The 19,540-nt window shown below is 68.1% G+C and carries 17 protein-coding genes; 9 read left to right on the top strand and 8 right to left on the bottom strand.

What is annotated here, in order from left to right:
• Positions 1-72: 72 nt before the first annotated feature.
• Together AC1RJ5_RS19640 and AC1RJ5_RS19635 are read right to left on the bottom strand one after the other, a co-directional pair.
• A complete protein-coding gene (locus AC1RJ5_RS19640) occupies positions 73-1,227 on the bottom strand; it encodes an ATP-binding protein (RefSeq protein WP_493115240.1) in 1,155 nt (384 codons plus the stop codon).
• A 158-nt stretch (positions 1,228-1,385) separates the two neighbouring features.
• The gene (locus AC1RJ5_RS19635) at positions 1,386-2,096 is read right to left on the bottom strand and encodes a response regulator transcription factor (protein WP_184168763.1); all 711 of its coding nucleotides are present in this window, start codon (positions 2,094-2,096) and stop codon (positions 1,386-1,388) included.
• A gap of 191 nt (positions 2,097-2,287) precedes the next feature.
• On the opposite strand from AC1RJ5_RS19635, the gene AC1RJ5_RS19630 reads away from it, so the two are divergent.
• Positions 2,288-2,530, top strand: coding sequence for a hypothetical protein (locus AC1RJ5_RS19630; RefSeq protein ID WP_493115238.1), 243 nt, complete (start codon positions 2,288-2,290; stop codon positions 2,528-2,530).
• Between the two features lie 203 nt (positions 2,531-2,733).
• Positions 2,734-4,239 carry a hypothetical protein gene (locus AC1RJ5_RS19625; RefSeq protein WP_493115236.1) on the top strand — a complete coding sequence of 502 codons (1,506 nt, stop codon included), beginning with the start codon at positions 2,734-2,736 and terminating at the stop codon, positions 4,237-4,239.
• A gap of 269 nt (positions 4,240-4,508) precedes the next feature.
• Here AC1RJ5_RS19625 and AC1RJ5_RS19620 read toward each other — a convergent pair whose 3' ends face one another.
• Genes AC1RJ5_RS19620 through AC1RJ5_RS19610 form a run of 3 tightly spaced genes read right to left on the bottom strand, consistent with a single transcriptional unit; the run spans position 4,509 to position 6,606 of the window.
• A complete protein-coding gene (locus AC1RJ5_RS19620) occupies positions 4,509-5,600 on the bottom strand; it encodes an HlyD family secretion protein (protein WP_493115234.1) in 1,092 nt (363 codons plus the stop codon).
• Positions 5,597-6,016, bottom strand: coding sequence for a PaaI family thioesterase (locus tag AC1RJ5_RS19615; protein WP_493115232.1), 420 nt, complete (start codon positions 6,014-6,016; stop codon positions 5,597-5,599). Before AC1RJ5_RS19615 ends, AC1RJ5_RS19620 begins: the two co-directional genes overlap by 4 nt.
• Positions 6,013-6,606: a TetR/AcrR family transcriptional regulator gene (locus AC1RJ5_RS19610; protein ID WP_493115230.1), complete on the bottom strand. Its 594-nt coding sequence runs from the start codon at positions 6,604-6,606 to the stop codon at positions 6,013-6,015. Before AC1RJ5_RS19610 ends, AC1RJ5_RS19615 begins: the two co-directional genes overlap by 4 nt.
• A 71-nt stretch (positions 6,607-6,677) precedes the next feature.
• Between AC1RJ5_RS19610 and AC1RJ5_RS19605 the strand changes: the two genes are divergently transcribed.
• Positions 6,678-8,225 (top strand): DHA2 family efflux MFS transporter permease subunit, encoded by a 1,548-nt coding sequence (locus AC1RJ5_RS19605; protein WP_493115228.1) that lies wholly within the window; start codon positions 6,678-6,680, stop codon positions 8,223-8,225.
• A 175-nt stretch (positions 8,226-8,400) separates the two neighbouring features.
• On the opposite strand, the gene AC1RJ5_RS19600 is transcribed toward AC1RJ5_RS19605, so the two are convergent.
• Complete coding sequence (locus tag AC1RJ5_RS19600; protein ID WP_342249048.1) at positions 8,401-8,772, bottom strand: winged helix-turn-helix transcriptional regulator; 372 nt, start codon at positions 8,770-8,772, stop codon at positions 8,401-8,403.
• Positions 8,773-8,871: 99 nt separating this feature from the next.
• On the opposite strand from AC1RJ5_RS19600, the gene AC1RJ5_RS19595 reads away from it, so the two are divergent.
• From AC1RJ5_RS19595 to AC1RJ5_RS19570, 6 genes are all read left to right on the top strand, one after another.
• The gene (locus tag AC1RJ5_RS19595) at positions 8,872-9,984 is read left to right on the top strand and encodes an NADH:flavin oxidoreductase (protein ID WP_493115226.1); all 1,113 of its coding nucleotides are present in this window, start codon (positions 8,872-8,874) and stop codon (positions 9,982-9,984) included.
• A 242-nt stretch (positions 9,985-10,226) separates the two neighbouring features.
• Positions 10,227-10,958, top strand: coding sequence for a response regulator (locus AC1RJ5_RS19590; protein WP_269576275.1), 732 nt, complete (start codon positions 10,227-10,229; stop codon positions 10,956-10,958).
• Positions 10,955-13,726: a hybrid sensor histidine kinase/response regulator gene (locus AC1RJ5_RS19585; RefSeq protein WP_493115223.1), complete on the top strand. Its 2,772-nt coding sequence runs from the start codon at positions 10,955-10,957 to the stop codon at positions 13,724-13,726. Before AC1RJ5_RS19590 ends, AC1RJ5_RS19585 begins: the two co-directional genes overlap by 4 nt.
• A 72-nt stretch (positions 13,727-13,798) precedes the next feature.
• Complete coding sequence (locus AC1RJ5_RS19580) at positions 13,799-14,287, top strand: hypothetical protein (RefSeq protein ID WP_184168772.1); 489 nt, start codon at positions 13,799-13,801, stop codon at positions 14,285-14,287.
• A gap of 17 nt (positions 14,288-14,304) precedes the next feature.
• Entirely contained in the window at positions 14,305-15,594 is a 1,290-nt protein-coding gene (locus tag AC1RJ5_RS19575; RefSeq protein ID WP_493115221.1) for a hypothetical protein, read from the top strand.
• A 23-nt stretch (positions 15,595-15,617) separates the two neighbouring features.
• Entirely contained in the window at positions 15,618-16,214 is a 597-nt protein-coding gene (locus AC1RJ5_RS19570; RefSeq protein ID WP_269576278.1) for a hypothetical protein, read from the top strand.
• A 93-nt stretch (positions 16,215-16,307) separates the two neighbouring features.
• Here the strand turns inward: AC1RJ5_RS19570 and AC1RJ5_RS19565 are convergent, their stop codons facing one another.
• Together AC1RJ5_RS19565 and AC1RJ5_RS19560 are read right to left on the bottom strand one after the other, a co-directional pair.
• Entirely contained in the window at positions 16,308-17,651 is a 1,344-nt protein-coding gene (locus AC1RJ5_RS19565; protein ID WP_493115219.1) for a sigma-54-dependent transcriptional regulator, read from the bottom strand.
• Positions 17,651-19,435 (bottom strand): sensor histidine kinase, encoded by a 1,785-nt coding sequence (locus AC1RJ5_RS19560; RefSeq protein ID WP_493115217.1) that lies wholly within the window; start codon positions 19,433-19,435, stop codon positions 17,651-17,653. The genes AC1RJ5_RS19565 and AC1RJ5_RS19560 overlap by 1 nt, the downstream gene beginning before the upstream one ends.
• Between the last annotated feature and the right edge of the window lie 105 nt (positions 19,436-19,540).

Raw genomic sequence — 19,540 nt, 5'->3', positions numbered from 1 at the left:
CTATTAACTCGGAGTGCAACCTAAGCAGTCAAAATTGCCGCGGCGCAGCGGGACTGTGAAGAAGTGTTGCCGTCAGCCGGGAAGACGGATTTCAGCGATGAGTCCCGTCTTCGGGGGGCTTGCATTGCTGAGCATCAGCCGCCCCTTCTCCAGCGCCACCGCCTGCTGGACGATGGCAAGGCCAAGCCCCATGCCCTTGGTATTGCGGCCCCGTTCGACATCGAGGCGGACGAAGGGCTGCAGCGCTTCCTCGATCTTGTCCGGCGGGATACCGGGCCCGTCATCGGCCACGCACAGCACCAGCTCGCCTTCTTCCTCGCGCACCGAGACCTGCACCGATTTGCCGTAGTGCAGCGCGTTTTCGATCAGGTTGCTCAGCGCCCGGCGCAGCATCGAGGGGCGCACCATCCAGTCGAGATGCTGCGGCCCGGCATAGGTCGCGTCGCGCCCGCGATCGGTGGCGTCCTCCACCAAGGTCGCCGCCATCACCGCCATGTCCACCGCCACCGCCGGCTCGGGATCGTCCTCGCCCTTGAGGAAGGTGAGCAGCGAGGCGATCATGTCGTCCATCTCGCCGATATCGTCCTGCATCGCGCGGCGGCTATCCTCGTCGCCCACCCCTTCCAGCCGCAGCTGGAGCCGGGCGAGCGGCGTGCGCAGGTCATGCCCCACCGCGGCCAGCGCCTGGGTGCGATTCTCGATCAGCTCATGGATGCGGCGCTGCATGCCGTTGAAGGCGTGGATCAGCCCGCGGATCTCGGCGGTGCCCTCCTCTTCCACCGTCACCCGCTTGCCCGATCCGACATGGCCGATCGCGTGGATCAGCTTGCGCAGCGGTCGCAGCGTGCCGCGGATCAGCAGCGCGCCCAGCGTCAGCAGCAGCAGTGCCGGCACCAGCGCGACCAGGGTCCGCTCGATCGCGAACTGCCAGACCTGCACCGCCTCGCGCGTCTTGAACACGATCCAGCTGCCGTCGGGCATGCGCATCTCGCCGGCCACGACCTGGCCATGCGAACTCGGCGCCAGGCGGAGCTGGAGATGCGATTCCGCCAGGCCCTTTTCCCAATTGGTCACCTGCGCTTCCATCCGCTTCTGGCGCGGCGGGAAGGCGGGGCGCTGCGGGATCGTCGGCGACCAGCGGACGATATAGCGATCGGTGGTAAGCTCCTGGGCGGCCGTCGGCCGCTCGGCCACCGGCCGTTCGGACAGCAGCTTCTCGGCGATCACCAGATGCTCGGCGAGCCGGTGCGCGTCGCTTTCCTCGATCGAGTAGCGCGACGACCGCTCATAGAGGAAGGTGCTCGCCCCGAACTCGACCGCGACGGTGAGCAGCAGGATCAGCAGGATCCTGCCGAGCAGCCCCAGCGGGTGGCGCGGGAGCAGGCTCAGGACCGGGTGACCTCTGCACGGAAGATATAGCCGATGCCGCGCACCGTGCCGATCGGCGGCTCATGGCCGGCGGCCGAGATCTTGCGGCGCAGCCGGCTGACCAGCACGTCGACGCTGCGATCCGAGCTGTCGCCCAGCCGGACGCGCGAAAGCTCCACCAGCCGCTCGCGCGCGATCACGCGCTGGGGCTGGCTGAGGAACGCGGCGAGCAGGTCGAACTCGGCACCGGTCAGCTCGACCACGGCGCCGCTCGGCGACTTCACTTCGCGGCGCGGGAAATTGACCGTCCAGCCGTCGAAATGCGCCTGGGTCTCGCGGTCGCCGCCCGCCATGCGCTCCAGCCCGCCGCGGCGAAGCACCGCGCGGATGCGGGCGATCAGCTCGCGGGTGCTGAACGGCTTGGCGAGATAGTCGTCGGCACCCAGCTCGAGCCCGAGCACGCGATCATGCTCATTGCCCTTGGCGCTGATGAAGATGATCGGCACGTCGCTCTTGCGCCGCACTTCGCGGCACAGGTCGATGCCGCTGGTGCCCGGCAGCATGATGTCGAGCAGGACCAGGTCGACGGGACCGTTGTCGAACGCCAGCCACATCTCCGGCGCGGTCGCCGCCTGGCGCACCGAATAGCCGTTTTCCTGGAGCGCCCGTGCGGTGAGGGTTCGCAGCGCGGGATCGTCTTCAACCAGAACGATGACGGGCGCGCTCATGCCATGGTCTCGAGAAAATTCATGGACGCGATCTAGGCCTGATGCCCCTTCTCCTCAAGATGGGGGCTTTACGGCAATGCTTTGTCACGGACGGGCAGCGCTTCGTAACGTACGGGAAAACCTTCCTTACAGGCGCGCAAAACACGGTATCGGCGCCGACGCTATCTCTGCGAATATCTGAAGGAGATAGCATGAAACTCGCCCTTGCCGCCGTTGCGGCTTCCGTCCTCGCCTTCGCGCCGGCCGCCCAGGCCCAGTCGCTACACGAGACCCATCAGCTGGTCTGGGCGCCCTCGGGCAAGTCCACGGCCACCCATTGGCGGATGCGCGACAAGCCGGCCTGCCCCCAGGCCCAGACCCATCACCAGGCGGGCAAGTCCGCCCTGCCGGTGCGCACCAGGTGCGCGGTGCAGGTCGCGCAAAAGGCACGTTGAGCCGCACCGGCCAACAGCCCTCGAACAAAAAGCCCGCGCGGTGATGCCGTGCGGGTTTTTTCTTGCCTTGAATACAGCATCCTGCAGTCGATCCAGTCATTACGGACCGATGAGTCAATGGACAGCCCAAATGATCGATGCGACCATTTGAAAATATCGACCTGTCGATTTTTCCAGCCAATCGTCTGATGGGAGCAACGACCATGGTTCTTGCTGATCCGAAACTCGAAGTTTCGCAGTTCATCGATTTCGCAAAGAAGACAATGGGCAAGATCGGCGACGAAGGAAGCCTGGCCGACGCCTTCGCAAGCCAGGCCGGCCAGTTCTCGCTGGAGGCGGAATATCCCAATTTCTGGCAGGTCGGCTGCGTGTTCGACACGGTGCTCGATTATTTCCTCGCGCTGAAGGAAGCGGGCGAGCTGGATCCGGACAGCGCGAATCTGATGGAAGCCCTGGTCGCCAAGGCGGTCCATGGCTATCAATATGGCATCGTCGGCCTGATGGCGGCCTGGTATGACGACTGGTCCTGGTGGGGAATCGCCGCGTCCAAGGCGTTCGATCCGGACTATACCGAGGTCTTCGGCGACAAGCTGGAGTTCTTCCAGACAGCGGCGATCGACCTGTGGGGGCTGGTCGATGACGGCGATTTCGCAACGATCGCGAACCGCATTCCGGACGCGATCTGGGCGAACAGCGCGCTCCAGAGCAACTGGGTCAAGTTCACCAGGGAAATCCTCAGCGCGCGCGGGCAGCTCCATATCGGCACGCGCAACAGCTGGGCGCTGATCGAACGTGGCGCCGATGGCCAGGGCACGCCGCGCCAGAATGCGGACTACAAGATCTTCACCAACCAGATGGTGGATGTCTGGGCGGTGCCGCGCTTCCCGGGCGGCTGCTGGCAATATGATTTCTCCACCCTGCCCTTCCCCGTCGATGACGGGCCGGACGCCAGCGATCCCAATCCGGCAAACAACACGCTCGGCGTGTTCCAGGTCACGCTGATGTCGGGGCTCTACCTCTCCTTCTGCTGCAGCCTGATCGCCGCCGCCAGCCGCAAGGCGACGGAGAAGCTGAGCGGCGGGGCATGGGACCGGCTGCAATCGGTCGAGACCTATCGCCAGAAGGCGGACGAGGTGGCGGCCTTCCTGGCAAGCTGGCTGAACCTGACCGGCAGCGATTCGCTGGCGACCGAGTTCGCGCACGGCAAGCTGGTACATGAGCGCACGCCCACCTACGCGCCGTTCGACACCGGCGGCTGCCCGCCGGTCGAGGGCTATTTCCCCAATGCCTATTGGGGCGGGGATCAGGGGCTCATCATGGGGGCGCTCGCCCAGTACGCCCAGCTTCCCGGCGCCAATCTGCCCGACGCCGGCAGCATTCCCGCCGACCTGCTGCAGGGCGTCTTCTACAACATGCCGGCATCCAACTGGAGCCAGCCCAACATGGTCGGGCCCTATCTGGATCCCACCAATTCCTCGCCGATCAGCGGCGATTCGAACGACTATGGCTCCGGTTCGGGCGTTTTCTGGCGCTATGTGATGCGCACCTGCCGCGCCGATCCCGCCTTCGGCAATCCGGCCCGGCAGGATCCCCATATCGTGAACATGGCCACCAATTCGGGCACGCTCGACAATGATTGGGGGAACAACCTGTTTCAACCGTTCAACACGGTCGCCGCCGCGATCGGCGCCTGGTACCTGCTGAAATAGGGCTGCCCGCCACAGGGCGTGATCTCCCTGCGCCCTGTGGCGGCCTCGCCGCCTGGTCCGCTTGCCCCAAGGCGGCACCGCCGCCTGATCTGCTTGCCCCAAGGCGGCACCGCCGCCTGGTCTGCTTGCCCCAAGGCGGCACCGCCGCCTGGTCTGCTTGCCCCAAGGCGGCACCGCCGCCTGGTCTGCTTGCAATGTAGGGTTTCGTCTGTTTGGCTCTCGCAACCGGGCCTGGTGCCCGGCCGCTCTTTGAGTCCGTGGGAAACGCCTCAGCGCGCCAGCTTCACCGTCACCGTGGTCGACAGGCCCGGCCGCAGCCGCGCCAGCGCCGGCTGGCCCGGGTCGAGCGCGATGCGCACCGGCACGCGCTGGACGATCTTGGTGAAGTTGCCCGATCCCGGCTCGAACGGCAGCAGGGTGAATTCGGAGCCGGAGCCCGGCGCGAAGCTCTCGACCCGGCCGGTCAGCGCGTCGCCGCCCAGCGCGTCGACATGCACCTTGGCCGGCTGGCCGGTGAGCATGCGCGCGGTCTGGGTCTCCTTGAAATTGGCGACGACATAGAGCTGGCGGCTCGGCACCAGCGTCAGCAGCCTGGTGCCCGGCTGGACCAGGTCGCCGGCCTGGGCGCGGCGGTTGCCGATCACGCCGCCGATCGGCGCGCGGATCAGGGTATAGCCCTCGTCCTGCTCGGCCAGCCTCAGCGCGGCGCGGGCGCGCTCGGCGCCGGCACGGGCCTTTTCCAGCTCGGCGAGCAGGCTGTCCTTGCGCGCGATGGTCACGCCGGCGCTGTCCTGCGAAGCGGCCAGGCTCGCGCCGCTTTGCCGCGCCTTGGCCCGCGCATCGATCAGGACGGCCCGGATCCGCTCGGCGTCCCTCCGCGTTGCGAATCCCTCCGCTAGCAAGGCCTGATACCGAAAATCATCCGCCTCGGCCCGCTGCAACTCGGCATTGGCCGAAGCAATACCGGTCCGCACCACCGCAACATTCGCCCCAGCCAGCTGCGTCTCGACCCCATGCGACTTGATCGCCGCCAGGGCGGCGGCAACATCGGCATCCGCGTCCCGCACCGCTGCGCGGGCCGAATCGAGCCTGGCGGCGAACTCGTGATCCTCGATGCGGACGAGCGGCTCGCCGGCCTTCACTTCCTGGTTGTCGCGGACCAGCACCTGCGCGATCTGCCCGCTGATCCGTGCCGACACGATCGTGCTGTCGGCCCGGAGATAGGCATTATCGGTCGTCTCGCTGGATGCCGGGCTGGCGATCCACAGCGCACCCGCAGCGGCGACCAGCACGGCTGCGCCTCCCGCCACCGCAACCTTGGGCAGCTTGCGCCGCGGCTTGGTTTCTACCTGCTCGCTCACTGGCTGATCACCAGCAGCGTGGAAGTTGCCGAGGCAAGCAACCGCCCCTCGGCATCGGCCAGCTTCGCCTCGGCGAAGGCGACGCGGCGACCGATCGAGATCACCGTGCCGATCGTGCGGACGAGGCCGGTCTGCTCGGTCATCGCGCGGTGATAGGCGACCTTGAGCTCCAGCGTGGTGTAGCTCTGCCCCTCCTGCAGGGCGCTATGCGTGGCGATGCCGCAGGCGGAATCGAGCAGGGTCGCGGCATACCCGCCATGGATGGTGCCGAGGGGATTATAGGCCCGCCGATCGGGCACACCCTCGAACACCGCATGGCCCTTGGCCACTTCCACCAACGAGAAGGCCAGCGTCTCGCCGATCGGCGGCTGCTTGCCGGCGGCGAGCAGCGCCTGCACCTGTTCGAGCCCGTTCATGCCTTTGCCTCCAGTTGATAGCGCGCCCGGATCGCTGCGGCGGAATCGGCGAGGATCGCGTCGGATTCCGCCGGATCGGTGGCGGTGCGCGAGAGCAGCAGGGCGCCGACCAGTTCGGCCAGCATCGAACGGCCCGCCGCCGGGGCATTGGCGATGCCGTGCCTCGCCAGCACCTCGCCCAGCCGCTGCGCGAGGGCGGTGCTGCCCTGGCCGAAACGCTCGCGGGCTGCGGGTTCGAGCCGTGCCATGTCGCCCGACAGCGCAGCTACCGGGCAGCCCCGGCCGCGCGCATCGCGGTGGAGCGGCGAGAGATAGAAGCCGACATATTTGTCGAGCGCCGCGCGCGGATCGGCCTCGGCCAACGCCCAGTCGAAGCGATTGCGCGCCTCCTCGAACATCACCCCGATCGCCTCGGCGACCAGCGCGTCCTTGGAAGGGAAATGGGCATAGAAGCCGCCATGGGTGAGGCCGGCCTGCTTCATCAGCGCGGACACCCCGACGCCCTCCGGCCCCTTGGCCCGGATCGCGGCGGCGGCCTCCTTCAGAATCTTCAGACGCGTAAGTTGGCGATGTTGAGGCGCATAGCGCATTTCCCGGGCCGTCCTTGCTTTATATGACGTACATCATATAATCATCCTCGCACCCGTTCAAGAGGCCCCGGATGGCGCAGACGATCGACCCGCAAGCGCTGCCCGACAGCCGCAAGTTCCTGATCTTCGGGGTGATGGCGTTCGGCCAGTTCATGGCGCTGATCGACATCCAGATCGTCGCCGCCTCACTCAACGAAGTGCGGGCCGGGCTCTCGGCCAGCTCGGACGAGATCAGCTGGGTGCAGACCGCCTATCTGATGGCCGAGCTGGTGATGATCCCCTTCGCCGCGTTCCTTGCACAAGCAGTCTCCACGCGCTGGTTGTTTGCACTCTCGGCCGGACTGTTCACCCTGGCGAGCGCGCTGTGCGGCCTCGCCTGGAGCATCGAATCGATGATCGCCTTCCGCGCGCTCCAGGGTTTCGTGGGTGGCGCGATGGTCCCCACGGTGTTCGCGACCGGTTTCGCGATGTTCACCGGCAAGCAGCGCGCGATGATCCCGGCGATCCTCGGCATGGTTTCCGTGCTGGCGCCAACTTTGGGGCCTACTCTGGGTGGATGGATAACAGACGCCATGGGCTGGCGCTGGATCTTCTACGTCAACATACTCCCCGGCGCGGTGGTGGCGACGCTCTCGCTGTTGTTCATCCGGGTCGATCAGTCCAAGCTTTCGATGCTCAAACGGATTGATTGGGTACACTTGATCGCGATGGCGATCTTCCTCGGCGGGCTGGAATATGTGCTCGAGGAAGGCCCGCGGAACGACTGGTTCCAGGACCACGAAATCGCCACCGGCGCATGGCTGAGCTTCGTCGCGCTGCTGCTGTTCCTCGAGCGCTCCTTCCGCTCCGAGAATCCGATCGTGAACCTCTCCCCCTTCCGCAAGCCGACCTTCGTCTTCGCCTGCGTGTTCAACCTGGTGATCGGCTTCGGCATCTATTCGGCGACCTATCTGGTCCCGGTCTTCCTCGGCACGGTGCGCGGCTACAACGCGTCGGAGATCGGCACGACCGTGTTCATCGCCGGCATCGTCCAGATGCTCGGCGTGCCGATCGCGGCCGGCCTCTCCCAACGCCTTGATCCGCGGATCATGATAACCTTTGGCCTGAGCCTGTTCGCCGCCGGACTATGGCTGTTCAGCTTCATGACGCCCGAATGGGGCTTCCACGCCCTGCTCTGGCCGCAGGCGGTGCGCAGCTTCGCGATCATGCTGTGCATCGTGCCGAGCGTGAACCTGGCGCTGGCCGGGTTCGAAGGACCCGAGCTGCGCTATGCCTCCGGCCTGTTCAACCTGATGCGCAACCTGGGCGGAGCGATTGGCATCGCGCTGGTCAACACCTGGCTGCAGGACAATGCCCGTATCCACATGCTGCGGCTGGGCGAGGCGCTGGGCGTGGCCGGACGCGCCGGCAGCGAGCTGATCGAGAATCTCGCCGCCTATGCCGGCAGCTACACGCCCGACCGCGCCGAAGCGCTGCTGATGGCGCAGGGCGTCGTCGGGCATATCGTGCAGCGCCAGGCGATGACGCTGGCGTTCAACGATGTGTTCCGGTTGATGGCGTATCTGTTCCTGGCGGCGCTGGTGCTGGTGCCGTTCTGCCGGCGGCCGAAGCTGGGGTAGCGTGCCCTTCTTCCTCCCCTCCCTGCAAGGGAGGGGTCGGGGGTGGGTTGCGGGCCCGGTCTTCCGGGCGCGCCCAGCGAGACGGCACCCGAAAAAGAAAAGGCCGGGCATCGAGCCCGACCTTTTCTAACCCACCCCTAACCCCTCCCTTGCAGGGAGGGGAATCTTGAATACCCTAAGCCACCGCCCGAGCGTCAAAGGCCTGGCGGGCTTCCTCGACCACGCCAAGATTTTCGAAGGTCCAGCGGTACAGCGCCTTGAACGGCGGCTGGAGCGAGCGGCCGAGCGGAGTGATCTCATATTCCACCGCCACCGGCGACAGCGGCAGCACGCGGCGCACGACGATGCCGTTGCGCTCGAGCCGGCGCAGGCACTGGGTAAGCGCCTTCTGGGTCACCCCCTCCAAATGCCGCTTGATCGCGTTGAACCGCAGCGGCCCGCCATCGAGAACGGCCAATACCATCATCGACCATTTGTCGGCGATCTGGTCGATCAGCTCGCGGCTGGGGCAGCCGGCCGAGAAATGCCGGGGGTCGCAATGGTCCAAGGTTTCCTCCGATATACCTGGTCGACAGCAGGTGCGTTCTTGCACCCAAGTTTACATGATATACCTAGTCACGTCCAACCAACACGGATTTCATTCCCTATGCCCGACAGCGATATCCTCTTCCGACCCTTCGAGCGCGGCAACCTGAGCCTCAAGAACCGCATCGTCATGGCTCCCATGACCCGCAGCTTCGCGCCCGAGGGCATTCCGGGCGAGCCGAACGCGGCCTATTATCGCCGCCGGGCCGAAGGCGGCGTCGGCCTGATCCTGTCGGAAGGCACGGTGATCAACCGCCCGGCATCGCGCAACGAAGGCGGTATCCCCTTCTTCCATGGCGAGCAGGCGCTGGCCGGCTGGAAGAGCGTGATCGACGCGGTGCACGGCGCCGGCGGCAAGATGGGCCCGCAGATCTGGCACACCGGATCGACCAAGAGCCAGGGCGGCTGGGAGCCGGAGAGCCCGGTCGAGAGTCCGTCGGGCCTGCTCGGGCCCGGCACCCCGCGCGGCGAGGTGATGACCGAGGAAGCGATCGCCGACACCGTCGCCGCCTTTGCCAGCGCAGCAGCCGATGCCAAGCGGCTGGGCTTCGACCTGGTCGAGCTGCACGGCGCGCATGGCTATCTGATCGACCAGTTCTTCTGGGGCGGCACCAATGAGCGCGAGGACCGCTATGGCGGCGCCTCGATCAGGGAGCGCGCCCGCTTCGCCGGCGAAGTGATCGCAGCCGTCCGCGCCGCAGTGGGCCCCGACTATCCGCTCGCGCTGCGCGTCAGCCAGTGGAAGCAGCAGGACTTCGCCGCCCGGCTGGCCGAGACGCCGCAGCTGATGGAAGACTGGCTGCAGCCGCTGGTCGATGCCGGCGTGGACATCCTCCACTGCTCGCAGCGCCGCTTCTGGGAGCCCGAATTCCCCGAGATCGACGGCGAGGAAGGGCTGAACTTCGCGGGCTGGGCCAAGAAGCTCACCGGCGCCACCACGATCAGTGTCGGCTCGGTCGGCCTGTCGGGCGAGTTCATCGCGGCGTTCGGCGGCGAGGCTTCGACCAGCACGGGCATCGAAAAGCTGGTCAAGCGGATGGAGCGTGACGAGTTCGACCTGATCGCGGTTGGCCGCGCGTTGATCAGCGACCCGCACTGGGCCGAGAAGATCCGCACCGGCGATACCGGCAGCCTGAAGGGTTTCGATCGCTCGGCATTGGGCGAGCTCGTCTGAGCGACTGAACGCGGGAGCCCTTGCGCATAGCTGTTCCCCGGCGAAGGCCGGGGCCCAGTTGCAATGTCGTTCGTGAGGCTCCCGCGCCATCGATAGTTGGCCGAACCTGGGCCCCGGCCTTCGCCGGGGAACTTGATAGACTAAGTACCCAGCGGGCGACCGGGAACCGGTCGCCCGCACCCGGTACAATTGAAACAAAACTGCCCGGTGCGGCTCCCGTCGGAATTGGGTATCGTGGCCATGTGAAGGACGGCGAACCTCAGGCGGGCGTGGCGGCGCGGATCATCGTTTGCGATGACGATCCCGACGTGCTCGACATGGTAAGCGAGTTCCTGGCCGGCTGCGGATACCAGGTGGAATCCGCCGCGAACGGCGCCGCGCTGCGCAAGCTGGTGCCGAGCTTCCGCCCCGACCTGGTCGTCTGCGACATCACCATGCCCGGCGAGGACGGGCTGTCGCTCACGCGCTGGCTGCGCGCCGAGAGCAGCGCCGCGGTGCTGATGCTCACCGCGATGGGATCGACCACCGACCGGATCGTCGGGCTGGAGATGGGCGCCGACGATTATCTCGCCAAGCCGTTCGATCCCGCCGAGCTGCGCTCGCGGGTGAAGGCGGTGCTGCGGCGGACGATGGCGCCGGTCAACCGCCACGGCCGGCCGCCGGCGCGGATGCGGATCGGCAAATGCGTGCTCGATGTCGAAACGCGGCAGATGTTCGACGATGCCGGCGAGCAGGTGCCGCTCACCGCCATGGAGTTCGACCTGCTCTATGTGTTCATCACCCATGCCCGCCGTGCGCTGAACCGCGACCAGCTGCTCGAACTGGCGCATCACCGCCGCTGGGACCCGTTCGACCGGTCGATCGACATCCGCGTTGCCCGGCTGCGCAAGAAGATCGAAGTCGACCCCGCCTTCCCCCGCATCCTGCGCACCGTGCGCGGCGAAGGCTATATGCTGGTGCCCGAAGGCGAATGAGCGAAGCTGCCCCTCGCGGCAGGCGCACCACCCAGGCGCTGGTCGCCGCGGTGGTGTCGATCGGGCTGCTGCTCGTCGCGGTGGCGACCTGGGTGGTTAAATCCGAATATGACCGCCAGCTGCGCGTCGCCGCCACCGGCGCGCGGGCGACCGAGAACCAGATCGCCGCACTGGTCACCGCCGCCAACCAGCGCGTGCTGACGCTGCGCTCCAGCGCCCAATATGCCTATCAGGCGATCGAGCGCGGCGGCGCGGTGCCGACACAGGGCGTGCGCGGCAACACGCTGGGCTATCGCGGCTCGGTCAGCGGCACGCCGGCCGATATCGTCACCGATCGCGCGGTGGTGGAGGAATTGTGGCTCACCCTGGCCGGCGTCCATGCCGCCGCGCCCGACATCGCGCTCAGCTATGTGATGTCGGCGCGGACCGGCTTCGCCGCCAACTATCCCAGGCTGCCCGATGCCGAGCATCTCGCCATGGCCCGGGCGATGGCACGGAAGGTCTTCGATCCCGCGACCCACCAGTTCATCCAGTCGGTCGCGCACCGGCCGGAAACGGCCCCGCCGCTATGGACCGCCGTCTACCGCGACAATTACACCGGCCGCACCCGCGCCGGCCGAGTGATCCGGGGCGACGGACGCCTGGTATCGCTGCTCGCCCCGGTCTGGGTCGATGGCCAGTACCGGATGATGGTGGGGATCGACGTATGGGCCAATGACCTGCGCGAGATCCTGCGCAATCAGCCGGTGCCGGGTGTCGAGCTGACCCTGGTCGACGGCAACGAGCATGTGATCGCCACGTCTCGCGCCGCCGATATCCCGCTCGCGGCCGGACCGTTCAGCAAGGCGAAGACCGCCGGGACCGAGGTCCGCGATTTCCTGGGCTTCGATCCGGATGGCGAGCCGCCGCGCGGGGTGCTCACCGGCAAGCGCGTGGTACGTGCCCAGGCGATCGGCGATACGCCGTTGCGGGTGATCGCCATCGCCGACATGGGCAATGTCACCCGCCAGGTGCTCTTCCGGCTCGGCGCGCTGCTCGCGGTGATGCTGGGGCTGTACGCGCTGCTCTGCCTCGTCGCCTGGTATGTGCTGCGCCGGGTGCTCGCCCCCGCCTTCCGCCTGGCCGGGCATATCGAGCGCTCGGGCACCGGCACTCCGCCCGAAGTCTCGCGGCTGTGGCGCCCTACCCTTGCGGCGATCGACGCCGCCTTCGCCGCCCAGCGCGGCGCGGTGGCCCGGCTGGAGGAGGCGCACGCCACCACCTCGGCGGTGCTCGACGCGGCGTTCGACGCGGTTGTGCTCGCGGACGCCGATCTGCGGGTGGTCAGCGCAAACATGGCCTTTACCCGGATGTTCGCGCCCACGGGCGTCGCCAGCATAGGCCGCCCCCTGCCCGATCTGATCGCCCCGGCCAAGGAAGCCGAGCCGATCGGCGACGCGCTGCGCTTCGACGGCGAGAGCATGGCAGATGCGTGGCCCTTCGAGGCGCGCGGCGTGCGCGGCCGGCGCTTCCCCGCCGAGCTCCAGGCCCGCCGGCTGCAGCAGGGCGGTCGCGCGCTGATCGTGGTGTTCATCCGCGACATCACCGAGCGTCGGCGGATCGAGGCGGAAGTCGCCAGCCAGCGCGAGGCGCTGCACCAGAGCGAGAAGATGACCGCGCTGGGTTCGCTGCTTGCGGGCGTGAGCCACGAGCTCAACAATCCGCTGGCGGTGGTGCTCGGCCGCTCGACGGTGCTGGCCGAGCAGCTTGCCGGCACGCCGCATGAAAGCGCGCTGCAGAAGCTGCGCTCGGCGGCGGACCGGTGCGGGCGGATCGTGCGGACCTTCCTCGCCATGGCCCGGCGCAGCGCGCCCGAGCGCAGCGCGGTCGACATCAACGCGCTGGTCAACGACGCGCTGGAGATCACCGGCTATGGCCTGCGCACCGCCGGCATCGAGCTGGTGCTCGACCTGGATACCGGCCTGCCGCGCACCAGCGCCGATGGCGACCAGCTCGTCCAGGTGGTGATCAACCTGCTGATCAATGCCCAGCATGCGCTGACGGCGCTGCCGGACAGCGCCCCGCGCGAGGTACGGATCGAGACGGCGCGAGACGCCGCCGGCCGCATCCTGCTGACGGTGCGCGACACCGGCCCCGGCGTGCCCGATGCCGTCCGCCGCCGGATCTTCGAACCCTTCTTCACCACCAAGCCGGTGGGCGAAGGCACGGGCATGGGCCTGTCGGTGTCGCGCGGGATCGTCGAGGCGCATGAGGGCGCGCTCGAGCTGGTATCCGGGGCAGGCGGCGGCGCGGCGTTCCGCATAACCCTGCCGGTCGAGCCGGTGGCGCCGGTGCGTACCCGCCAGGCGCCGCGTCCGGCGACGGGCGGCAGCCGGGGCCGCATCCTGATCGTCGACGACGAGGCCGATGTCGCCGAACTGATCGAGGAATGCCTGCGCCCGCTTGGCGCCGCGATCCGCGTGGTGCACGGCGGCGAGGCGGCGCTGGCCGAGATCGCCGCCGGCTGGTTCGATGTGGTGGTCTGCGACGTCCGCATGGCGGGGATGGACGGGTTCGAGACCTGGCGCCGCGCCACGGCGGCACGCGCCGGCCAGGGGGAACGCTTCCTGTTCCTAACCGGCGACATCCTCGCCGGCGACACCAGCCGCCGCGCCGCCGAGATCGGCCGGCCGGTGATCGAGAAGCCCTTCGACCCGGCCGAGATCCGCGCCGCGGTCGAGGCGGTGCTCGCCGAAGCATCCGCCAGCGAAACAATTGAAACCCGATAGGGCCGGAAGCGAGGTCAGGGCGAAACAGCGGTCTCCTAGTCCATGCTCATCCCAAACAGATGAGTGAAGACCATGCTGTTCCACATTTCGATCTCCTCAGACGCGCCGGCGGCCACCGCCTTTGCGCTCGCAGAAATCATGGGCGGCGTTGCCATGCCCTTCCCGCCGATCGGCAACGATAGCTGGATCGCCTTTGCCGGCGACGAGAACGGCACCGCGATCGAAGTCTATGCCCGGGGCTGGCAGCTCGAGCCGAGCTTCAGCGGCAACGGCGTGCGCGAGCGCTTCGCGATCCACTCCAACCGGTTCAGCCCGTTCCACGCCGCCGTCGCCACCCCGCTCGACGAAGCGGCGGTGCACGCCGTCGCCCGGCGCGAATCCTGGCATGTCGAGACGGTCAGCCGCGGCGGCGTGTTCGACGTGATCGAGGTCTGGGTCGACAACGCGCTGATGCTCGAGATCCTCACCGCCGAGATGCAGGACGCCTATCGCGCCTCGATGACGGTGAAGGGCTGGGCGTCGATGCTCGCCGCCGCCCGCATGGCGCATCTCGCCGCCTGATTTCCGAGAGACCCGCCATGTCCAAGCCCCTGTTCTCCGCCGGCATTGCCCTTGCCGGCATCGCCCTCGCCGCGCCTGCCGCCGCCCAGGACTATGCGCCGAGCGCGACCGACCTGAACACGATGCGCCTGATCGACAACACCATCTGGCGCTCCAACCAGGGCTTCCAGGGCCAGGCGCACCGCTCCGCGGGCAACACGCTGTCGCTCCAGACCTTTGCGCCCGATGGCAGCGCGATCACCCAGGATATTGGCGGCCCGCTCGACCGCGCCGGGCACGTGGCCGGCAGCTTCCAGGCCTATGCGGGCTCCAGCCTGATGGAAAATGGCGCGGCCGAGTTCAGCTTCGACGACGGCCGGATCAGCGGGACGATCACGCGCCCCGGCTTGGCGCCGGCGCCCTATTTCGCCTGCCGCGTCACCGGCAAGACGTCGATGTCGCGCCATTCGGGCGGCTGGCTGTGGAGCAGCCGCGTGTCGCTGGCCCGTGACGGCGAAGGCGCCGTGGCGGTGATCGAGTTCCAGAACGTCTCCGACCAGGCGCAATTGCTCGACTTCTCGGCGATGACCGGCACGCTGCGCGGCGCCAACGGCCAGAAGGCGATGGCATCCCGAGCGCGCAGCACCGGCGGCGAGACCATGCTCGGCCGCCGCGCGATCAATGTCTGCGAGACCCGGACCTATTCCATTCCGTTCGGATCGGTGCCGTTCGGGGCCAGCGTGCTCGAGCTCGCTACCGGCGACAGCGTGATCGCGTCCTGGATGTCGCCGCTTTCGGCCCCCGAACCCAAGCCCCAACCCACGCCACACCCAACGCCGGAGCCATCCCCCCCGACACCAGCTCCGGCGCCACCGCCGGCACCCGCGCCGTCGCCCGCCCCCACCCCGGTTCCCGCTCCGGGCCCGGGTGGCGCGAGCGTTCCCGCGGGTGCCGGCAACTGGCAGCTCTATGGCAGCCTCTGGTCCTTCAAGGTCGACGAGGTCCGGCAGGGACCGGACGGCAGCTGGCAGGCGATCATCTCTGTCCGCGCCGAAGCCAATCGCATCGGCATGGCCTCCGCCCAGATCGAGATGTCGCTGATCAACAATGACGGCGAAGTGATCCGCCAGGCAGGCCGCCTCTATCGCCCCTCGGTGACTGGCCCCGCCAAGTCGCTCGAGCCGATCATCGGGACGCAATGGATGCAGAAGGGCGACACGATCCGCGTCCGCCTGCTCTTCGAAGAATCAAAGGATCTCCACCCCACCAGGCTGCGCATCGCCGACACCGGCTATCGCCCGGTCTCGCGCGACTTCGCGATGCGCTGAGCCCGCAGACGAAAGGTCATTCGATGAAATATGTGATCGCCGCGGTCCTGCTGCTGACCGCAGCCGAGCCCGCGCACGCCCAGTCCTTCCTCAAGAAGCTGGTGAAGAGCACCGCTGCCACGATGGTGGGCGGCGACAGCCGCGACGGCACTGTCGAGCGCGTTGCCGAAACGCTGATCGACCTCGCCTCCAGCGCCAAGGGCCCGGACAGTTCCGGCCCCGCCGGACCGGGCGTGCCCGCCGGTGCCGGCAGCTGGCAGCGCTACGGCATCTGGTCGTTCAAGGTGGACGAGCTTGCCCAGGGGCCGGACGGCCATTGGCAGGCGATCGTCTCCGTCCGCGCCGAGACGGACCATATCGGCATGCGCGCCTCGGAAATCGACGCGTTCCTGATCGACGCCGACGGCCAGTCGATCCGCGACGACGGCAATCTCTACGATGACAAGGTCACCGGCACCGCCGCCGGCCTGGAGCGCGATCCGGGTACCAACGGCATGCAGCGCCGCGACACCGCCCGCTTCCGCCTGCTCTTCCCGGACTCGAAGGACCTTAACCCGGTGACGCTGCGCATCCGCAACAGCGGCGCCGACCAGGTCTCGAACGACTATCCGATGCGCTGACCCGCATCCCCGGCTTACCGGAACTCCGTTTCTGCGACCCGACGGAGTATCCACAACCTGCCGGCCGGCGCTCCCGGCGCCGGCCGGTCTTTCTCACCGGACCCGCTTGATCTCGGCCAGGTCGATGCCGAGCCGGGCGATCTTGTCGTAAAGCGTCTTGCGCGGCACCCCGAGCTCGATCAGCGCCTGCGAAACGCGGCCACCATTGCGGACCAGCGCGTCACGGATCAGGCTTTCCTCGAACTTTGCCAGGCGGGTGGGCAGATCGGCGCGATCCCCCTGCTCCGCAGCGGTGAAGCTCCGCCCCGCCGCGACTTCGAAGGCGAAGTTGCGCAGCTCGCGGACATTGCCCGGCCATTGATGGCGGGCGAGCTGGGCGTGCACCGCCGGGCCTAGCACCGCGTCGCTCGCGCCAAGCTGCTGCTTGGCTTCCTCAAAGAAGGCCGCGAACAGCAGGAACACGTCCCCGCCCCGCTCGCGCAGCGCCGGCACGCGGATGCGCATCGCCGCCAGCCGGTAATAGAGGTCCGCCCGGAAACGCCCCTCGGCGACCGCGGCGGCAACGTCCTCCTTGGCGGTGGCGATCACCCGCAGATCGACCGGATCAGGCCGCTCGGCACCGATCGGCTGGACCTCGCGCTCCTCGAGCACGCGCAGCAGCCGGGCCTGCATCTGGAGCGGCATCGAATCGATCTCGTCGAGCAACAGCGTGCCGCCGCTCGACGACGCAATGCGGCCGACCCGCGAGAGCCGCGTGTGGGAGACGCTGTCCGCCGCATGGCCGAACAGCTCGATCTCCGCGATCCCCTCGGGCAGGGCGGCACAGTTGACAGCGATGAAAGGCTTGCCGCGCCGCCGCCCGCTCCGATGCAGCATGCGCGCGACCAGTTCCTTGCCGGTGCCGGTCTCGCCTTCGATCAGGATATCGACATCGGTCTCACCGAGCTGGCCGATCATCGCGCGCAGCCGGGCCATGGCCGGGCTGTCCCCGATCAGCGGGCTCTCTTCCTGCGCCGCAACGCTGGCCGCAGCGCGCAGGCGGCGATTGTCCATCACCAGCGCCCGCCGATCGAGCGCACGGCGCACCGCCGCGAGCAGCCTTTCCTTGGCGAAGGGCTTGGGGATGAAATCGAACGCGCCGTCCTGCAGCGCCGACACCGCCATCGGCACGTCGCCATGCCCGGTGACCAGCACCACCGGAATATCGCTATCGATCGCCCGCACCCTGGCGAGCAGTTCCAGCCCGTCCATCCCCGGCATGCGGATGTCGGAGACGACCACGCCGGGAAAGTCCGGCGTCAGCTGGGCGAGCGCAGACGCGGCACGATCGAAGGGCAGCACCTCGAGGCCGGCCAGTTCCAGCGTCTGCACCGTGGCAAGGCGCAGCGGCTCGTCATCCTCGACGAACATCACCATGGCATTGTCGGGCGCGAGCATCAGAGGACCTTGAGCAGGAGACGGAAGATCGCGCCGCCATCCGGGCCGGGCGCATAGGCGATATCGCCACCGAACTCGCGTGCGATGTCGCGGGCAATTGCGAGGCCGAGCCCAAGCCCGCCCTCCTTCGCCGAAGTGAAGGGCGAGAACAGGGTTTCGGCGATTTCCGGCGCGACCCCGGGGCCGTTGTCGATCACCGAAAGCCGCGCGACCTCACCGTCACGCGAGCCCTCGACCAGAATCCTGGCTTCCCGGCTCCCCTGCACGGCATCAAGCGCGTTCTGGAGCAGGTTGATCAGGATCTGCTCGAGCCGGATGCGGTCGCCGCGTACGGCGAGATGGCGCTGGGCCTTGGAGACCTTGACCGAAACCACGCCGCGGGCGCGCTCTCCAAGCAGCAGCAGCGTACCGTCGAGCACCGATCCCAGCTCGGCACTGCCCTCGACCGGGGTCTTGCGGCGGGCAAAGGCGCGCAGTTCCGAGGTGATCGTGCCGATCCGCTCGGTGAGCGAGACGATCTGCTTGAGATTGGCGCGGGCCTTGTCCGCCGCCGAACGGTCGAGGAAGGTCTCGGCATTCTCGGCGAAGCTGCGGATCGCGGCCACCGGCTGGTTGATCTCATGCGCGACGCCGGCGGTGATCTGGCCGAGCGAGCCGAGCCGGCTGGCCTGGGCGAGCTCCTCCCGCGCGGCGCGATAGCGGCGATCGGCCTCGACGCGCTCCTCGGACTCGACGATCAGCTGCGCATTGGCCTCCCGTAGTTCGACGGTACGGCGCTCGACCTCGGCTTCGAGCCGGGCCTGGTGGTGGCGCTGGAGGCGGCGCTTCTCGGCCGAGCGCAATGCGAAGCCGGCGAGCATGCCGGCGGCAAACAGGATCGCCAGCGCGATCAGCAACGCCTGGGTGCGCGCGGCGGCGAGCGGCGGCTCCAGCGGTGCAAGATGAACGAGATGTGCGCCGGCGAGCTGGGCGGGCTCGGCGGCGGCGCGGTAGCGTTGTGCCTTGCCGCTGGCCTCGACGCGCGCATTGGCACCGTCGATCGTCAGCGGGGCGCGCCTGGGTGGTCCGGCACCGAACTGGAGCGTGCGGCGCGCATCCGCCAAGGTCGCGGCATCGAGCGCCTGGGTCGCCTTGAAGCGCCAGTCGCGGATCGAGGTGACCAAGATCACGCCATGTGCGTCGGTGACGACGGTGATACCGGGCGCGCGCGCCCAGGCCGCCTCGACATCGTCGAACTCGACCTTGACCACCACCACGCCGAGCGCCTGTCCGTTCCGGTCCACCCGGCGGGCGAGATAGAGGCCCGGGCGGCCGCTGATCGTGCCGAGTGCGAACAGCTCCGAGGCGCCGCGCTCCATCGCGTCCCGGAAATAGGGTCGGAAGCCATATTGCTGGCCGACAAAGCTGGTGGGCAGCCGCCAGTTGCTCGCCGCGACCGTGCGCCCCTTGCGATCGATCGCGTAGATCGCGGCGGCATCGGTGCGCGCGGCAAGCAGCTCGAGCGTCTCGTTCAGCCTGCGCTCGGCATCGGGATCGCCGCCGCGCAGCGCCGGGGCGATCTCGGGATTCTCGCTGAGCACCAGCGGCAGCAGGCGGAACTTCTGCAGCTCCGAATTGAGCAGCCCGACATGCGCGCGCGCCGTCTGCTGCGCGACTGCGTCGGCCGAGCCGCGCGCCTGCCCGTTCGCCCAGCGGCTGCCCGCCCAGGCGAGCACCAGGATCGCCGTGAGCGCGATGCCGGCAAGCACCAAGTTGCGGCGGCGAAGAAGGGCTGCGGGACTCATTTGTGCGGATTATCGCACATTTCAGCGGAACTCCGCGCGAAATTCCGCACGATTTCGTGCGGGGCGACAGTACCGCCAGCCAGCTGAATCCAGATAAACCAAATA

The organism is Sphingomonas sp. GW822-FHT03G08 (assembly GCF_058801135.1).
The sequence above is the reverse complement of the archived record's forward strand: the minus strand, read 5'-3'. Positions and strand labels throughout refer to the sequence as shown.